General features: G+C 40.8%; 15 protein-coding genes. 3 read left to right on the top strand and 12 right to left on the bottom strand.

The genetic code is table 11. From position 1 onward, the window contains the following. Positions 1–31: 31 nt before the first annotated feature. Positions 32–2,902, bottom strand: coding sequence for an excinuclease ABC subunit UvrA (gene uvrA / locus FS458_RS03960; RefSeq protein ID WP_144698030.1), 2,871 nt, complete (start codon positions 2,900–2,902; stop codon positions 32–34). Between the two features lie 6 nt (positions 2,903–2,908). Further along, complete coding sequence (uvrB, locus tag FS458_RS03955) at positions 2,909–4,900, bottom strand: excinuclease ABC subunit UvrB (RefSeq protein ID WP_144698028.1); 1,992 nt, start codon at positions 4,898–4,900, stop codon at positions 2,909–2,911. 239 nt (positions 4,901–5,139) lie between these two features. Between uvrB and FS458_RS03950 the strand changes: the two genes are divergently transcribed. After that, complete coding sequence (locus FS458_RS03950) at positions 5,140–6,012, top strand: sulfite exporter TauE/SafE family protein (RefSeq protein ID WP_144698025.1); 873 nt, start codon at positions 5,140–5,142, stop codon at positions 6,010–6,012. Positions 6,013–6,027: 15 nt separating this feature from the next. Here FS458_RS03950 and FS458_RS03945 read toward each other — a convergent pair whose 3' ends face one another. Continuing rightward, positions 6,028–6,258, bottom strand: a complete 231-nt coding sequence (locus FS458_RS03945) for a DUF2198 family protein (RefSeq protein WP_186320436.1) — start codon at positions 6,256–6,258, stop codon at positions 6,028–6,030. Positions 6,259–6,502: 244 nt separating this feature from the next. Between FS458_RS03945 and FS458_RS03940 the strand changes: the two genes are divergently transcribed. Beyond that, positions 6,503–6,688, top strand: a complete 186-nt coding sequence (locus FS458_RS03940) for a hypothetical protein (RefSeq protein ID WP_137791648.1) — start codon at positions 6,503–6,505, stop codon at positions 6,686–6,688. Between the two features lie 22 nt (positions 6,689–6,710). Further along, positions 6,711–7,511, top strand: a complete 801-nt coding sequence (locus FS458_RS03935) for a serine/threonine protein kinase (protein WP_144698021.1) — start codon at positions 6,711–6,713, stop codon at positions 7,509–7,511. A gap of 36 nt (positions 7,512–7,547) precedes the next feature. Here FS458_RS03935 and FS458_RS03930 read toward each other — a convergent pair whose 3' ends face one another. From FS458_RS03930 to FS458_RS03890, 9 genes are all read right to left on the bottom strand, one after another. Then, positions 7,548–8,924 (bottom strand): DUF2254 domain-containing protein, encoded by a 1,377-nt coding sequence (locus FS458_RS03930; RefSeq protein WP_260858341.1) that lies wholly within the window; start codon positions 8,922–8,924, stop codon positions 7,548–7,550. Positions 8,925–9,080: 156 nt separating this feature from the next. Further along, complete coding sequence (locus FS458_RS03925; RefSeq protein WP_260858339.1) at positions 9,081–9,578, bottom strand: GNAT family N-acetyltransferase; 498 nt, start codon at positions 9,576–9,578, stop codon at positions 9,081–9,083. Between the two features lie 26 nt (positions 9,579–9,604). Continuing rightward, positions 9,605–9,928 carry an MGMT family protein gene (locus FS458_RS03920; protein ID WP_137791646.1) on the bottom strand — a complete coding sequence of 108 codons (324 nt, stop codon included), beginning with the start codon at positions 9,926–9,928 and terminating at the stop codon, positions 9,605–9,607. A 275-nt stretch (positions 9,929–10,203) separates the two neighbouring features. After that, positions 10,204–11,823: an ABC-F family ATP-binding cassette domain-containing protein gene (locus FS458_RS03915; protein ID WP_144698019.1), complete on the bottom strand. Its 1,620-nt coding sequence runs from the start codon at positions 11,821–11,823 to the stop codon at positions 10,204–10,206. A gap of 209 nt (positions 11,824–12,032) precedes the next feature. Next, complete coding sequence (locus tag FS458_RS03910) at positions 12,033–13,958, bottom strand: TRAP transporter permease (protein ID WP_144703267.1); 1,926 nt, start codon at positions 13,956–13,958, stop codon at positions 12,033–12,035. 52 nt (positions 13,959–14,010) lie between these two features. Next, positions 14,011–14,514 carry a DUF1850 domain-containing protein gene (locus FS458_RS03905; RefSeq protein WP_144698017.1) on the bottom strand — a complete coding sequence of 168 codons (504 nt, stop codon included), beginning with the start codon at positions 14,512–14,514 and terminating at the stop codon, positions 14,011–14,013. A gap of 49 nt (positions 14,515–14,563) precedes the next feature. After that, positions 14,564–15,553 carry a TAXI family TRAP transporter solute-binding subunit gene (locus FS458_RS03900; RefSeq protein WP_144698015.1) on the bottom strand — a complete coding sequence of 330 codons (990 nt, stop codon included), beginning with the start codon at positions 15,551–15,553 and terminating at the stop codon, positions 14,564–14,566. 567 nt (positions 15,554–16,120) lie between these two features. After that, positions 16,121–16,555, bottom strand: a complete 435-nt coding sequence (locus tag FS458_RS03895; RefSeq protein WP_144698013.1) for a Dps family protein — start codon at positions 16,553–16,555, stop codon at positions 16,121–16,123. A gap of 12 nt (positions 16,556–16,567) precedes the next feature. Beyond that, positions 16,568–17,017 carry a TlpA family protein disulfide reductase gene (locus tag FS458_RS03890; RefSeq protein ID WP_066397740.1) on the bottom strand — a complete coding sequence of 150 codons (450 nt, stop codon included), beginning with the start codon at positions 17,015–17,017 and terminating at the stop codon, positions 16,568–16,570. Positions 17,018–17,187: the final 170 nt, after the last annotated feature.

Genomic DNA, 17,187 nt, shown 5'->3' with positions numbered 1-17,187 from the left:
TCCTTTCCTTACTAACCTATTGTTTAGTAGTCTATTTAATCGTTTCTTTTTCTTTAATCTTTCCAGTCATACGTTTCTTATCACGTTTTAAGATCGGAGCAAGATAACGTCCAGTGTGAGAAGCTTCAATTTCAGCCAGTTCTTCTGGCGTACCTGCACCAACGATCATACCGCCTTTGTCCCCACCTTCAGGTCCGAGATCGACTAAATGATCACACTGTTTGATGACATCAAGATTATGCTCAATAACAAGTACAGAATCTCCGTTATCTACAAGTCTTTGAAGAACGACAAGCAAACGAGAAATATCATCTACGTGAAGACCAGTTGTTGGTTCATCTAGAATGTAGATGGTTTTTCCTGTAGAACGCTTGTGAAGCTGTGACGCAAGCTTCACACGCTGTGCTTCTCCTCCAGAAAGAGTGGTAGCCGATTGACCAAGCTTAATATAACCAAGACCTACATCAAGAATAGTCTGGAGCTTCCGATTGATCTTAGGGATATTAGCAAAGAACTCCACAGAATCTTCCACCGTCATATCTAAGATGTCAGCGATGTTTTTCCCTTTATACTTCACTTCTAGCGTTTCTCTGTTATAACGTTTACCATGACAAACTTCACATGGTACGTATACATCTGGCAAGAAATGCATCTCAATCTTTATGATTCCATCCCCACGGCATGCTTCACAACGTCCACCTTTTACGTTGAAGGAGAAACGTCCTTTTTTATAACCGCGAACTTTCGCTTCATTCGTTGATGCAAACACATCACGAATATCATCAAATACTCCGGTGTATGTCGCTGGATTCGATCGTGGCGTTCTGCCTATTGGAGACTGGTCGATATCAATAACTTTATCAATATGTTCTAGACCCTTAATAGACTTATGAGCACCAGGCTTGTCCTTTGCACGGTGCAGCTTTTGTGCAAGAGCTTTATGCAGGATTTCATTAACAAGCGTACTCTTTCCAGATCCCGATACACCTGTCACTCCTGTAAACAACCCTAATGGGATCTTAGCAGAAACGTTCTTTAAGTTGTTTTCTGTTGCACCTTTTACTTCAATATATCTTCCATCTGGCTTACGTCTTTCTTTTGGAAGAGGAATAAACTTTTTACCAGACAAGTATTGCCCAGTCAGTGAGGCTGGGTCTTCCATAATCTCTTGTGGTGTACCTTGTGATGTGATCACACCACCATGTGCACCGGCACCAGGACCGATATCGATAACATAGTCTGCTGCTAGCATCGTATCTTCGTCATGCTCAACGACGATCAACGTATTTCCAAGAGAACGCATTTCTTCGAGTGTTCGAATCAGTCGGTCATTATCTCTCTGATGAAGGCCGATTGACGGCTCATCAAGAATATATAGAACGCCCATCAAACGTGACCCAACTTGTGTCGCAAGGCGAATACGCTGTGCTTCACCACCAGATAGCGTCCCAGCAGCTCGGCTTAGCGTTAAATAGTCTAGTCCAACATTGATCAAGAAACCTGAACGATCCACGATCTCGCGGAGAATCAGTTTCGCGATTGCACGTTCTTTATTCGTTAGGTCGAGGTTATCGAAGAAGTTCTTTGCTTCTGTTATGGAAAGAGCAGTCGTTTCACCGATATGTTTTCCGTTGATTAAAACAGAAAGAGCTTCTTTTTTTAGACGATGTCCTTTACATGTCGGACATGGCTTTTGTGCCATATATCCTTCCATCTGCTCACGAATATAATCTGAACTCGTTTCACGGTATCTGCGCTGAATGTTGCCTAATACACCTTCAAATTGAATCTCATTTTTACGTACTTGACCGAAATCATTTTTGTACGTGAATGTAAGGTACTCCTTACTTCCGTTCAAAATTTTATCCATCTGGTCTTTTGGCAGAGATTCAACGGGTACATCCATATCGATACCAAAATGATTACAGATACTTTCAAGAAGCTGCGGATAATATTGCGAACTGATCGGTTCCCAAGGTGCGATGGCGTTGTCACGTAAAGAACGACTCCAGTCTGGAATAACAAGCTCTGGATCTACTTCGAGTTTTACTCCTAAACCATCACACGAAGAGCACGCCCCGAATGGACTGTTAAATGAAAACAAACGTGGCTCTAATTCACCAATTGAAAATCCACAATGAGGACAAGCATGGTTTTGCGAGAATAAAAGCTCCTCTTCTTCCATAACATCGACGACAACACTTCCTCCACCTAGGTTGAGTGCCGCCTCAAGAGAATCAGCTAAACGAGTAGCGACTCCTTCTTTTACGACGATACGGTCGATCACGATTTCAATCGTATGTTTTTTATTCTTCTCAAGCTTAATTTCCTCAGAGATTTCACGCATCTCTCCGTCGATTCGAACACGAACATACCCTTGTTTTTTAATATCTTCAAGCGTTTTAACATGTTCTCCTTTTCGACCGGAAACAACAGGTGCTAAAATTTGAAGTTTTGTACGCTCAGGATATTCTAAAATTCGGTCTACCATCTGTTCAATCGTTTGGGAAGTGATCTCCACGTTATGAACAGGACATACCGGTCGACCAATACGTGCGAATAGAAGACGAAGATAGTCATAGATTTCTGTAACCGTACCTACTGTTGAGCGAGGGTTACGGCTTGTTGTTTTTTGATCGATTGAAATAGCAGGTGACAGACCCTCGATTGAATCCACATCTGGCTTGTCCATCTGTCCGAGAAACTGGCGGGCATAAGCAGAAAGAGATTCTACGTAACGGCGCTGTCCTTCTGCATAAATCGTATCAAAAGCAAGTGAAGATTTACCCGAACCAGATAAGCCGGTTAAAACAACCAGCTTATCACGCGGGATCGTAATATCTATATTCTTTAAATTATGGGCTCTAGCACCCTTTACAATTATGTTTTGATTGGTAGCCAACTGCTATCATCCTTCCGCTTTTAACTCAAGAATGAGGTCACGAAGCTCTGCTGCACGCTCGAACTGAAGATTCTTTGCAGCATCCTTCATCTCTTTTTCCATACGCTCGATAAACGCTTCGCGATCTTTCTTGCTCATCTTTTGCTTAGGAGCTTTTGAACTTGTATACGTTTCTGTATCTTCGGCAGCTTGAGTCGCACGAATCACATCACGCACTTCTTTTTTAATCGTCGTCGGCGTGATTCCATGCTTTTCGTTGTGTTCCATCTGTTTCTGACGTCTGCGCTGCGTCTCATCAATCGCGATCTGCATGGACTTTGTAATCTTATCTCCATACATAATAACGTGACCGTTTGAGTTACGAGCAGCACGACCAATTGTTTGGATCAACGAACGCTCTGAACGTAAGAAGCCCTCTTTATCTGCATCTAAAATCGCAACGAGAGAAACTTCAGGAATATCTAATCCTTCCCGTAGCAAGTTAATGCCGACGAGTACATCAAACACACCAAGACGTAGATCGCGTATGATTTGAATCCGTTCTAGCGTCTTAATCTCTGAATGCAGGTATCGAACTTTTATACCAAGCTCTACAAAATAATCGGTAAGGTCTTCAGACATTTTTTTCGTTAACGTTGTAACAAGAACTCGTTCGTTTTTCTCGATTCTTTCATTGATCTCCCCTAGCAAATCATCAATCTGACCTTTGATCGGACGGACTTCTAGTGTAGGATCCAAGAGCCCCGTTGGACGAATAATCTGCTCAACCGGATCAGGGGCATGCTCGAGCTCATACGGACCAGGTGTTGCTGATACGTAAATGTGCTGAAACTTAGTATAACGCTCAAATTCATCGAAAGTTAACGGACGGTTATCTTTTGCGGAAGGTAATCGGAATCCATGATCGACAAGGACTCCTTTTCTCGCTTGGTCTCCATTAAACATTCCACGAATCTGCGGGAGAGTAACATGGGACTCATCAATAACAATCAGTGAATCATCCGGAAAATAGTCTAGAAGTGTGTAAGGCGTTGAACCTAAAGGTCTTAGAGTCAGATGAACAGAGTAGTTCTCGATCCCTGAACAGAACCCCATTTCCGCCATCATCTCCAGGTCGTATCTTGTACGCTGTTCGAGACGCTGAGCTTCTAACAGTTTTCCAGCTTCATTCAATTCTTTTAGGCGATCTTCAAGTTCAGCTTCAATGCGCTTAATCGCTACTTTCATCTTCTCTTCACGTGTTACGAAGTGGGAAGCCGGGAAAATGGCAACGTGTTTACGTTCACCTAGAATTTCACCTGTTAGTGCATCCACTTCCGTAATGCGGTCGATCTCATCCCCAAAAAACTCCACACGAAGACAATGTTCGTCTCGTGAGGCTGGGAAGATTTCCACGACATCTCCTCTAACTCGGAACGTACCACGAGTAAAGTTAATATCATTTCGGTTGTATTGAACATCTACAAGATCACGTAAAAGCTGGTCACGGTCTTTCTCCATTCCTTCTCTTAAGGAGATCACCATGTCTTTATACTCTTCAGGTGAACCTAGACCATAAATACACGATACACTGGCCACTATAATAACGTCTTTTCGTTCAAAAAGTGATGAAGTAGCCGAGTGGCGAAGTTTATCGATCTCATCATTAATACTTGCATCTTTTTCGATATACGTATCAGAATGTGCGATGTATGCTTCTGGCTGATAATAATCGTAATACGAAACAAAATATTCAACTGCGTTGTTCGGGAAAAATTCTTTTAACTCACTGTAAAGCTGTCCGGCTAATGTTTTGTTATGTGCAATAACAAGAGTCGGTTTGTTTACTTCCTGAATAACATTGGAGACCGTAAACGTCTTCCCTGTTCCGGTCGCACCAAGCAGGGTCATACTCTTTTTCCCTGCGTTTATATTGTTCACAAGATGTTTGATCGCTGCGGGCTGATCCCCTTGTGGCTGATAGTTTGATTTGATTTCGAACAATTGACTTTGACTCACAAAACCGAACCTCCGTTCCTAAATTCTGGTTACTCAAATTATAGCACAGCCCTTATCCAAAACCTAATAATTACGAACAAATATTCGCAGAAGTTTCTGGAAAGAAAGTAAAGTGGTATACTCAAAGGTAGGCGCAAGATGGGAAATAAATTGTTTGGGGTCTGACCCCATTTCCCACTAGCATTACCATGATCTTCAGAAAAATTGTAGAAGGTGTGTCCCCTTAAAGGAGTTTTAAAATGGAGTTTTTTTATATACTGCTTGGTTTGTGCATCGGTATCTTTTCAGGCATTTTCGGAATTGGTGGCGGCTTTATTCTAACACCCGTCCTTATTCTTTTCGGCATTCCGCCTCTGTCTGCGATTGGAACGAGTCTCATGTACTCTATCGGGACAAGTGTTTCAGGAGTTGCTGCGCACCTGAGATTTAAGAACATTCTATGGAAACCGGCTGCTGTTCTAGGGATTGTAGGGATTGGAGCAACACAAATCGCTCATCCACTTGTTGTTTGGCTAGAGAAGATGGGTTATGACGAAACGATCATTCCTATATTTTATATTGTTCTTCTTGCCTACTTTGCTCTTTCCCTGCTTTATAAGCAAACAAAACGCAAGAATACAGTGCAAAGTACTACTGAGATTCACTTCTCTTGGCCTAAAGCAATCTTTATTGGATTTACCGGAGGATTCATTTCTACGACATTAGGCGTTGGCGGAGGATTCGTAATGGTTCCAATGCTCATTTCTTTAATGAAGTTTCCTTCTAGAAAAGCTGTTGGTACGAGCTTAGTCAGTGTGTTTTTCATCGTTAGTGCTGGTTTCTTAACGTACGCATCAAGTGTTCAGATTGATTATAAACTGGGTCTTCTACTTATATTAGGCGCCCTTGTGGGCACTCAGCTAGGAGCCAAACTTACAACCATCTATTCCAGTGAACAGATTCAAAAATATTTAAGTGCCCTGTACATCACAATTTTAAGCTCTGTCATTCTAAAACTTGCTCACTTAGATAAAGCTGGACTTGGAATTATTACACTGTATGTGTTAACCATGCTCGTACTTTTCTTAAAAGAAACTATTATTCATACAAAAAGAAAGACGTCTACCTCATGAAGGTGACGTCTTTTTTTATTTTACTTTTCTTTTTTGTTTGTTATAAATTTTAAGGCCAAGAAAAAAGCCAACAATCGTAGAAACTACAGCCACGATTTGGAGAGGCAACGGTTGATTCAAACCATCGAAACCAAAAATCATAATAACGATCGTAATCCCTAAAGGTAAGTATTTAGTAAACAATACTCTATTAAAAAGCAGCTGCAAACATAAAGGCAATAAAGCTGCAACACTATACTCCAACATGAAACGAAGAACCCCTCTCCTTGAACACCTCACAAAAAACATCATTTTTGTAAACGTTCTATTATACCTCTCTAAATTTAACAAAACTCTCTAGACAAAAACAAGGAAATTGTTAGGGGAAATAAATTGTTTGGGGTCAGACCCCTTCTCTTTGAAACTTTCTGTTTAAAAGTACGTACAGTAGGATAATGCTTGAAAAGGACGAATAAGATTTAACAAGTATCTTCAAAGGAGATGATTTTTCATGTTAAAGAAACTATTAAAATCACTATTGGGACACAGCAGCCATAAAAGGTACAGCAGCTCTGGCTACAAATATAAGAAAAGCTACAAGAAATACAGCAGCAGTGATTTTGGCAAGAAGCATTATGGTGGATATGGACACAAGCATTATAAAAAGAAAAAGAGAAGCAGCTTCTTTAGCTCCTAATCTGCGTTAAGATAAAACCAACATGATAACTGAACTTTGGAAAGGTCTGCAAAGAACGTTATGGGACAGACCTTTTAAAGCTGGGCATCTCATTCATGAGCGATATCTTATTCAAGAAGTTCTTGGAATGGGTAGCTATGGCATTACGTATTTAGCACTCGATCGGCAAACAGAAGCTATCATCGTCTTAAAACAGCTGAGGAACACAAAAGCCAAAACCACAGCTGGGCTTCTCTCTTTCCAAAGAGAGTCTCAGATCTTAGAAGCACTGCATCAACACCCCGTTCCGAAGTTATTGAATACCTTTCAAGATGAACAAGGTCACTTTATTGCTATGGAGTGGATTAAGGGTCAAACATTCGAAGATCTAATTTTTCGTGACAATCAAACGTATAACGAAAAAGAAACGATCGCGATTCTGCTAGAGCTTCTAAACATTACCGAGCACTTTCACGAGAAAGGAATCATACATCGAGATCTTCGTATTCCAAACATCATACAACGTGATAACAAATTGATCGTGATTGATTTTGGACTTGCTTGTTATTTATCAGACAAACACCAAGAGATTGAAGATTCGAATGATCATCCTGAGAAACTTCGGATGCGGGCAGTTAAAGTGGAAAGCGACTTGTTTGCTCTCGGTCATTTTGCACTCTTTCTGCTATATTCTTCTTACGTGCCTCAGTCAAAAAAAGAGTTGAGCTGGGAAGAGGAATTAGAAATATCACTTCCTTTAAAATCAATTCTTCGGAAAATGCTCCAACTTGACGAGCCATTTCATTCGGCTACTGACGTTCAAAAAGCATTGCGCTCCATATAAAAAAAAGCTCGGTACTTATACCGGGCTTTTTTCGTTTTATGGTTGCTTACTTTTAAACAAGAACTCTTCATATTCTTTTTCATGTTTGGTCGTTACAGAAAGATTTTGCAGCGCTCTATGAAATTGTTGATAATCCAGAGCGAACAAGAAATGATTCTCTAACCCGCTAGCAGTTAGTACCCCAAATTCCCAGACTGCGTTATAATCCCGCTTATTTAAGGATTTTGCCATCAAATCCAGAACTTTCAAGATCTCCGTACACACGATCACGTTATCTTTTGCATAGTGACGAATATACCCAAAAGCGTTATATAAATAATGGCTAAAATCTCGTTCTTGTAATACGACGCGCAGATTATTCTGTTTATCTACCAGATACTTTGAGAATATGGATCCTCGTGAAATCGTAGTAAGAACTTCACCTAATTGATAAATAGAGTTAATCGCTGTTTTTGGATCATTATTTCCTAGAGATCTGATTGCAACTTCTACAAGCTTATTGATACTAAATTCAATATCTTGTACTTCCGTTTGCCTTCTTCCAATACTAATGAGTGACAAATATTTTTTTTCGTCAATTTCATTCTCACCTTTTTTCCAATAAGTAATAAAAGGTGTTGTAGCATACACATAACTTCCGACCGCATACTCCAAACGTATGACGATATCATCTCGTTCTGCTTCTTTCATGATTGAGATGAAATCCACCAATTGGATAAATCCCGATTTGCGAGCTTTAATCGCATTGCCGCTTTCTTCACATATTTCACTGTTCACGGTCGTTAAATCATTTACTTTATAAGGATCCACTTCATCTTCTAGTGCACTTTTCACGATAGATAATGCTTCATTCTTCATATCATACGTCATCTGGTTCACTTGAAGCCAAGCGACAGCATGATTGATAAAAAAGATAAACGTTCCCATCGCAAAGGCTGCAATGATAGCTGCTACCAACGGAACAGCAAAATAGTATTCAGCCATTCTTTTGTTCAAAAATAAAAAACTCAACAACATATAAATGAAACTAGAGGTAAATATCCCTAGAACACGCTGTGTTGATTTACTAGCTATAAAGTTTTTCAACATACGAGGAGAAAACTGTCCAGAAAACGTCGTAAACACAACAAGAATCAAGTTAAAGGTAAAGGTGGTCAGTGTTAGAGTGGCCGCGGTAAGAGTCCCTACTAGATTTCGTGTAAGATCATAATCAACTGCAAAAAAAGGACGCATCTGATTGCCTAAGTCGTACTTTAGATCAGTTGTTAATGTCGCCGTAACTAGTAGTGCAGAAAACAAAACGTAAAGTACGGGAGTAAACCACATATTCGATTGAACGGTATGTGATAGTTCCCTCTCGGACATTTTTGTATATTTCTTTAAATAATTATCTAATAGGTTCAATCTAAACATGTGTACATCCCCTCAGAAGTAAAAAAACGGTTATTTGGGACCACTTAAAATGTTAGTAGTTCCTCTCCTATTTTGCCCTATTAAAAAAAAGTCAAACTTTCTATCGTTTTATCACAATAAAAAAAGCGATTCCATTGATAGAATCGCACATCATTTCTAAACTATTTTATTGGAGAACGATTGGATGACTCGTCCCTCTTCCTTCCGCTCTGTATACTGTTTCTTGCTGTATTCACCTATCACATTTCTCCAAAACCTCTGTGCAGGTTTGTTCGCTTCTATTTGAGAAACTTGCCAATCTCCGTTATGTTTTTCAAATATCTGATGCGCGGCCAGTTTCCCCAAACCATCAAGCCTAAATCTTTTCAAGATAAAAAATTCAGAGATCGACCAGTAAGGATTGTTGGCTTCCTGTACTTCGCTTACTAATACAAAACCTGCTAGCTTGTCTTCTTTTTGAATCAGATAAGGAAAACGCCGACTTTCTTCCCAATAGCTATCGAGATAAGCATACTGACCAAAAACCCCATTATCGTTCACTTGAAGATCAATATACTCTGAGAAATCATAAAAATAAAACTGCATAAGATTATAGATCGTTTCTTTATCCCTTAACTCTGCTACCTTTATTACCGGAATCTCTTTCATCAGCATCTGTCAATTCTCCCTGCAATTGGTGATTAAATAGTATCCTCGCAATCTGGCGAATATCTGTAAGTTTCGATGTCCACTCTATTTTTCCCTTTAAATTGCACGCCTTCACGTTCTAATCGTGATTTTTGTGTAAAAAATAATTCCTCATCTTGAATGCCGATTTCTCCTTTTCCATTGATTACACGGTGCCAAGGCAGATCATGTTTCTTACTCATAGAGTGAAGGATACGGACGACCTGTCTAGCACTTCGCGGATTACCAGCTACGCGGGCAATCTGTCCATAAGACATGACGTAGCCACTCGGTATGTTTTTGATAACTTTAATAACTTTCTCAGTAAACGGTTCCATCATTTTTGCCCCACTTTCACGTATAGATATTACTTGATCTGGTCTACCTATCAAATCAGCATCGGTGACAAGTTGATTGTAGTGTAAGGTGTGAGACTCTTGGGGGTCCGCGTGACAGGTGAGACAACTAATGGCGCAAAGCGCGGAGGTAGCTCACCGCACGCCCCCCGGAAAGCGGCGCACCTGAGAAGGAGATCAGCTTCATTCAAGAGCAACAGAGCAATATAAAAAAAGAGTGCTAAATCTAAACTCAGACTTAACACTCTTTTGTTATTTTATTGATACATCAATTGACGCTGCTTCTTCAACTCATCATTCGCCAAGTACTCATCATAAGACATTTGCTTATCAAGAATTCCTTTAGGCGTGATCTCGATGATACGGTTCGCGATCGTTTCAACGAACTGATGGTCATGTGATGTGAACATCAATGAACCTTTATAGCTGATTAATCCGTTGTTCAAGGCTGTGATAGACTCTAGATCCAAGTGGTTCGTAGGGTCATCCATAATCAACACGTTTGATCCGCTAAGCATCATCTTAGAAAGCATACAACGAACTTTCTCTCCTCCGGATAATACAGACGGTTTCTTCATTACTTCTTCACCTGAGAAAAGCATACGACCTAGGAACCCGCGAAGGAAGCTTTCAGTTTGATCTTCAGGAGAATATTGACGAAGCCAGTCAACTAGAGTCTGCTCGCTTCCATCGAAGTACTTCGAGTTATCGCGAGGGAAGTACGCTTGAGACGTTGTTACACCCCATTTGTATGTTCCGCTGTCCGCTTCCATCTCACCCATCAGAATCTTGAATAAAGTTGTGATGGCGATCTCTTCTTTACCTACAAAAGCGATCTTGTCGTCTTTGTTCATGATAAAGCTCACGTTATCTAGTACTTTTACGCCATCGATCGTTTTCGTTAGACCGTCAACACGAAGAAGGTCATTCCCGATCTCACGGTTGATGCCAAAGTTCACATACGGATATTTACGAGAAGAAGGTCGGATATCATCTAAAGAGATTTTATCCAATAACTTCTTACGTGAAGTCGCTTGTTTTGATTTAGATGCGTTCGCACTAAATCGCGCAACGAACGCTTGAAGTTCTTTGATCTTTTCTTCTTTTTTCTTGTTTTGATCTTGTGCCATACGAAGCGCTAATTGAGAAGACTCGTACCAGAAATCATAGTTACCCACATAGATCTGAATCTTTCCAAAATCAAGGTCAGCCATGTGCGTACACACTTTGTTTAAGAAGTGACGGTCATGGGATACCACGATTACTGTGTTCTCAAAATTGATCAAGAAATCTTCTAGCCACTGAATTGCTTGAAGATCTAAGTTGTTCGTCGGCTCATCCAGAAGAAGAACATCCGGCTTACCGAAAAGAGCTTGAGCAAGCAATACTTTTACTTTTTCAGAACCTGTTAGTTCAGCTAGTTTCTTCGTGTGAAGATCTTCTTTAATGCCAAGACCTTTAAGAAGGATCGCAGCCTCAGATTCAGCTTCCCAACCGTTAAGTTCAGCAAACTCACCTTCAAGCTCAGCTGCACGGATTCCGTCTTCGTCTGAGAAATCAGCTTTCATGTAGATCGCATCTTTCTCTTGCATCACTTCATAAAGACGAGCGTGACCCATGATAACGGTCTGCATAACCTCTTGATCTTCATATTCAAAGTGGTTCTGCTTCAATACGGCTAGACGTTCGCCTGGAGTCATGTGAACGTCACCTGTTTGTGCTTCGATCTCACCAGAAAGAATTTTTAAGAATGTAGATTTACCCGCACCGTTCGCACCAATTAAGCCGTAGCAGTTCCCTGGTGTAAACTTTATATTAACGTCTTCAAACAGCTTGCGGTCGCCGTAGCGAAGACCAACGTTAGTTACCGTAATCATTTGGATATCTCTCCTTTTTATATATAACTGACCATCATATCTCTATACATACATATATTCAAATCCGTATCCTACAAAAATGCATACTTATTGATTGTATCATAAATACGAGATGTATAACCTTACAATCTTTTACCCACATTGAAAATTTTAAACTTTACACACATAAAAAAGCTCAGAAGCACAATTGCTTCTGAGCAAATCATCTTTTAAACCGCTGGTGATGATGGTGCTTGTGTGTTGTCTTTCTTCAAAAGCCAATATTGGCTTCCAAGCATAAGAGCGAACGCTGCAAGACCAATCGCACTGAACATTCCTTCTGGATAGATCAGCAAGAAGCCGATCGCAACGGCTAAGATTCTTTCTAACCAAGAAAGAGGTCGCATCCAATAGCCGATCATTCCTGCACCAATGGCAATCATTCCGACAAATGCTGTCGAAATCACCCAAATGGCTTCAGTCCAAGTTGTATCAATCAACATGAGCTGTGGAGAGATAACGAAAATGTACGGAATAATGAATGCGGCAATGGCCAGTTTTGATGACAGTATCCCGGTGCGTATCGGTTCACCGCCTGAAACCCCTGCTGCTGCAAAGGCAGCTAGTGCTACAGGAGGTGTAATATCCGCGATGATTCCAAAGTAAAAGACAAACATGTGAGCAGACAGATCAGGAACACCAAACAACAAAATAGCTGGTGCAGCGATCGTTGATGTGATTACATAGTTCGCAGTCGTCGGCGATCCCATTCCAAGTACAAGCGAGGCGATCATCGTTAAGATCAAGGTTGGAATTAAATACCCACCTGACAACTCTAGCAAACCGTTCGCCATCTTAAGACCAACTCCGGTTACCGTAACAACCCCGACGATCATACCAGCCGCAGCTGTAGCCGCTGCAACACCGAGCGCTGTTCTCGCCCCATCGGCTAATGCTTCAAAAAAGAGCTTCGGCCCCATGCGAGTTTGCTTATTGAACATGCCAACCGCAATCGCACTCACAATTGACCATAGCGCAGCTTTTGTCACACTCATACCAGTCATAAGCAACAAAATAACCACAACGATCGGAATCAACAAATACACCTGTTTAATAACTCTTTTCGTTTCGGGCATCTCTTCGCGAGATAACCCTCTTAGACCGATACGTTTTGCTTCAAAATGCGTCATGATCCATATTCCCGCAAAGTATAGTACCGCAGGAATGGCAGCAGCTTTAGCGATATCCCAATAGGTGATACCACCCCCGATAAATTCAACCATCAGAAACGCTGCGGCTCCCATGACAGGAGGCATGATCTGACCACCTGTTGAAGAAGCTGCCTCGACTGCTCCTGCAAAGTTTTTGTCATAACCTAAACGTTTCATCATCGGAATGGTAAAAGCTCCAGAAGTTACAACGTTAGCCACCGAGCTTCCACTGATCGTTCCTTGAAGTGCACTAGAGAAAATAGCTACCTTAGCAGGTCCTCCGACTCGTCTTCCTGCGATAACGATGGATAGATCATTAAAATATTCGCCGACTCCCGTTTTAACGAGAAAGGCTCCAAATAAAAGAAACAAAAAGATATATGTGGATGAAACCGCAAGCGGTGTTCCTAGAATACCTTCTGTTGTAAAGAACATCGTCCGTACGATTCGTTCGATCGTCAACCCTTTGTGCTCTAAGAAGCCCGGCATATAAGGCCCCATATACGCGTATAGCAGAAATAGACCTGCAATAATCGTGATGGGCAGCCCAACTACCCTTCTTGTTGCTTCTAAAACAAGTATGATTGCGAGCACACCTATTAGGAAATCTTGAGTGGTTAATCTTCCTACCCTCATAACAAGGTCATCCATGAACAAGTACCAATAGGATCCAACGGCTATCGATAGAACAGCCAAAATCATGTCATACCAAGCGACTTGAAAAAGTGGCTTGCCTTCTTTTTTCTTTTTAGAAGCCGGGAAGAGCAAAAAGATTAATGTAAGTGCAAAGCCTAGATGAATCGTTCTTTGCAATTGTGCTGGCAATACTCCAAAAATAGCTGTATAAAGCTGAAATAATGAAAAAGTAATCAAACCGATGAGTGTGATCCAATAAAGTACACCTTTTAATTTACGAAAGCCTGCTTCTGGATCGTACTTTTCCATTAGTTCTTGTACAGCTTGATCTGATATTTGTTCGCGTTCTTTATGCTTGTTCTTATCCAAGTTTTTTCCCTCCTATCAACCTTTGCCATACGTTCAGTTTCTCTACTTTTATTGAAACCCAAGACCCTTTTTCACTGATTTCAGAGAAGGGATACCTATTACCTTTTAGAAGAAGTGTATGATTGGCTATAATTTGTCCGATTCGAATATCTAATGAAGGAAACGTTCTCTTCATGTTGGATAAAATATAGTTCTCACCTTTTTGTGCAAAAACTTCCCCTTCAGCTGCACCAGATGGCATGCCCACTCCAAATTCCTGAAACCTCATTTCGGTCTGAAGGATCTCTTCATGATGAACTTGATAGATTTCACGAACCGGTGTTTTATGGATCGAGTGTATGTATTCAATACTGAATTCACTGCTTTGCTTTGCATCAAAGAAAGCTAACGGTTTCCCTGTCATTCCTTCTTCAATCACTACGGATTTGAAAAGTGGCACCATTGAAAACATTGTTAAGATCACTAAACCAACGATGCTTACAAAAATTTTCTTCATAAGAATACATGGACTAAAAAATAATCTTTTAGTCCATGCTCGACACCTCTTATTTTAAGATTCCTTTTTCTTCAAAATACTTTTTAGCTCCAGGATGGAAATCAATCCCCATTCCTTCTACTGCATTCTCTGCAGAGATTAGCTCTCCTTTTGCGTGACTGATCTTATCCGTGTTTTCAAAGATTGCTTTTGTGATCGCGTACACTGCATCGTCTTCCATATCTTTACGAACAGTTAGCATCGAAAGAACGGCTACCGTTTTTACATCTGCTTCAATCTTGTAAGTACCACTCTTAACAGTATCTTCAATGTAATATGGATGAGCTTCGATCAGCTCTTTAATCTTGTCATCTGAAATCGGTACGATCGTTACAGGATTCGTAGCTGATAAAGCATCAACAGCACCTGTAGGCGTTCCTGCTGTGATAAAAGCTGCTTGTATGTTCTTATCTTGAATTCCTTCAGTAGACTCATCGAAAGATAGATGCTGCGCATCAATGTCATCCATTGTCATGCCATGAATCTTTAGAATTTGTTCAGCATTCGCGAACGTTCCACTACCTGGTGCTCCTACTGAAACCTTTTTGCCTTTCAGATCTTCAACTCTCTTAATTCCGCTTTCTTTTAACGTTACGATTTGGATCGTTTCAGGATATAATGTCCCGATCCCTGTTACTTGATCAACTTTTTCTTTGAACATTTCTTTGCCTTCAACTGCATAGCTAGCGATATCTGTTTGTGTGAACGCTACATCAGCATCACCATCTTGAAGCAGCTGCATGTTCTCAACAGATGCACCTGAAGCTTGAGAGTTTGCTTCAATATCTAACTCGTCTTTCACAATCTTCGCCATCTCTCCACCAAGTGGATAATATGTACCGCCTGTCCCACCTGTTACAATACTGATCTGATCAAGATTTAAAGAAGCATTCTTGTCACCCGTTTCTTTCTTTTCAGATGGAGTCTCAATCTTCTGACCACATGCTGCTAGTGAAAAGGCAAGAATCAGTATAAAAAATAACGCAATCCCCTTTTTCATGTTTGTCCTCCTTTTGGAATAATTTGGTCCATTCTTAAATTTTAGCATAAGCTTCGTTAAAATTGCAGAATAATTATAATTTTTAGAAATATTATTCAGACATAAAAAAAGAGCGACCGAAGTCACTCTTTCTCATTCTATTACGCTCTTTTCTAAAAGATTGTTACTTTTAACTCCTTGTCACCTTTGACAATTGATTGTAGTGGAAGGTGCGTGCCTACCACCTGAAATACATCTCGCAAGGCATGCGACGAGGAAGCTTACTCCGCTACCATAAACTTGTAGACGCAGGAGCAAGGAGCATAAAGGCGGGCAGTTTGAAAAGTGGAAGTGGCTCGTTCAGCCCCGACAAGCAAAAGTTGAATGGGCTAGGAAGGCGCACTTTGCTCATCACAGACCGTTTAACTTTTGACCTCGAGGGGCTAGCCACTGCAACTAGACAGCTGAGACACTTAAGAGTGAAACGAACGAATGTGGCTCAGCGCCTGCCCCGTGAAAAGCGAGCAGCCTATAACGGAAATCAACACTTCCAAAAGCAACAAAGTTTACGAAAACAGTCTTCTATTATTAGCTTACGAATGCACGTAGCATCCAGTTATGTTTTGCAAGGCTTTCACGAACGGATAATAACATATCATGTGTTACTTCATCACCTTCACGCTCAGTTACTTCCATTCCTTCTTTAATTTCTGCGATCAAAAGTTCGAAATCGTGAATAACGTTTTGAACCATAACTTCTGCTGATTCGTTAGATTTTGCTTCTTCTACTGTCGCCAACTCTAAATATTCTTTCATCGTTGCAACCGGTGTCCCTTTTAGAACAAGCAGTCGCTCAGCCAGTTCGTCAATGTTCGTTGCGGCTTCGTTGTACAGCTCTTCAAACTTTTCATGAAGTGTGAAAAAGTGAGGTCCTTTTACATACCAGTGATAGTTGTGTAGTTTCACAAACAATACATTCCAGTTCGCTACTTGACGATTTAATACTTCTTGAATGGTATTCATATAATCATCTCCTTATTTTGTTTCTTCGTTTAATACACGGTTCAAGCGTTTGCGAAGCATGTCCATTCCGCTTCCTCCAGCTTGGAAGTGACGAAGCTTTCCTTCTTTATCAAACACATAGTACGCAGGTACATATTTATTCTCAAAAGCATCCGTTAGTTTATGCTCGCTGTCTACATAGATCGGCTGGGTAATATCATGCCCGATCGCCATCTGTTCGATAACGCTCATGTCTAAATCATTCTCAGAGCGAGGCATATGAACAGCCACTACGTTTAGATCATCTTCATATTCATCACGAAGCTCGTTAACATCCGGCATCGCTTCTTTACACAGTCCGCAACTTACGGACCAGAAGTGGATCAAGGTTGCTTTTTCTCCAACCAACTCTTCTTTTGTTACTTCTTCATTCAACCAAGTTGTAGCACCATCAAGTTCAGGCATTTGTTCACGTAATTTCATCTATTATTCCCTCCAGAGTTTAAACGATTTTTGATTTCACAATAGTAGTTTTGAAAGTGTTGATTTCCGTTACAGGAGCTCGCTTTCCGGGAGGCATGCAGTGAGCCTCTTAGCGCTCTGCGCTGTTAAGAGTCTCACCTGTCCCGCTGATCCCTAGGAGTCTCGCTCCT

Origin of the sequence: Fictibacillus phosphorivorans, from assembly GCF_007673525.1 — a bacterium.
In the GTDB taxonomy this organism is placed as follows: Bacteria; Bacillota; Bacilli; order Bacillales; family Fictibacillaceae; genus Fictibacillus; species Fictibacillus phosphorivorans_C.
Note: the sequence above shows the minus strand (reverse complement) of the source record. Positions and strands in the feature narration are given on the sequence as shown.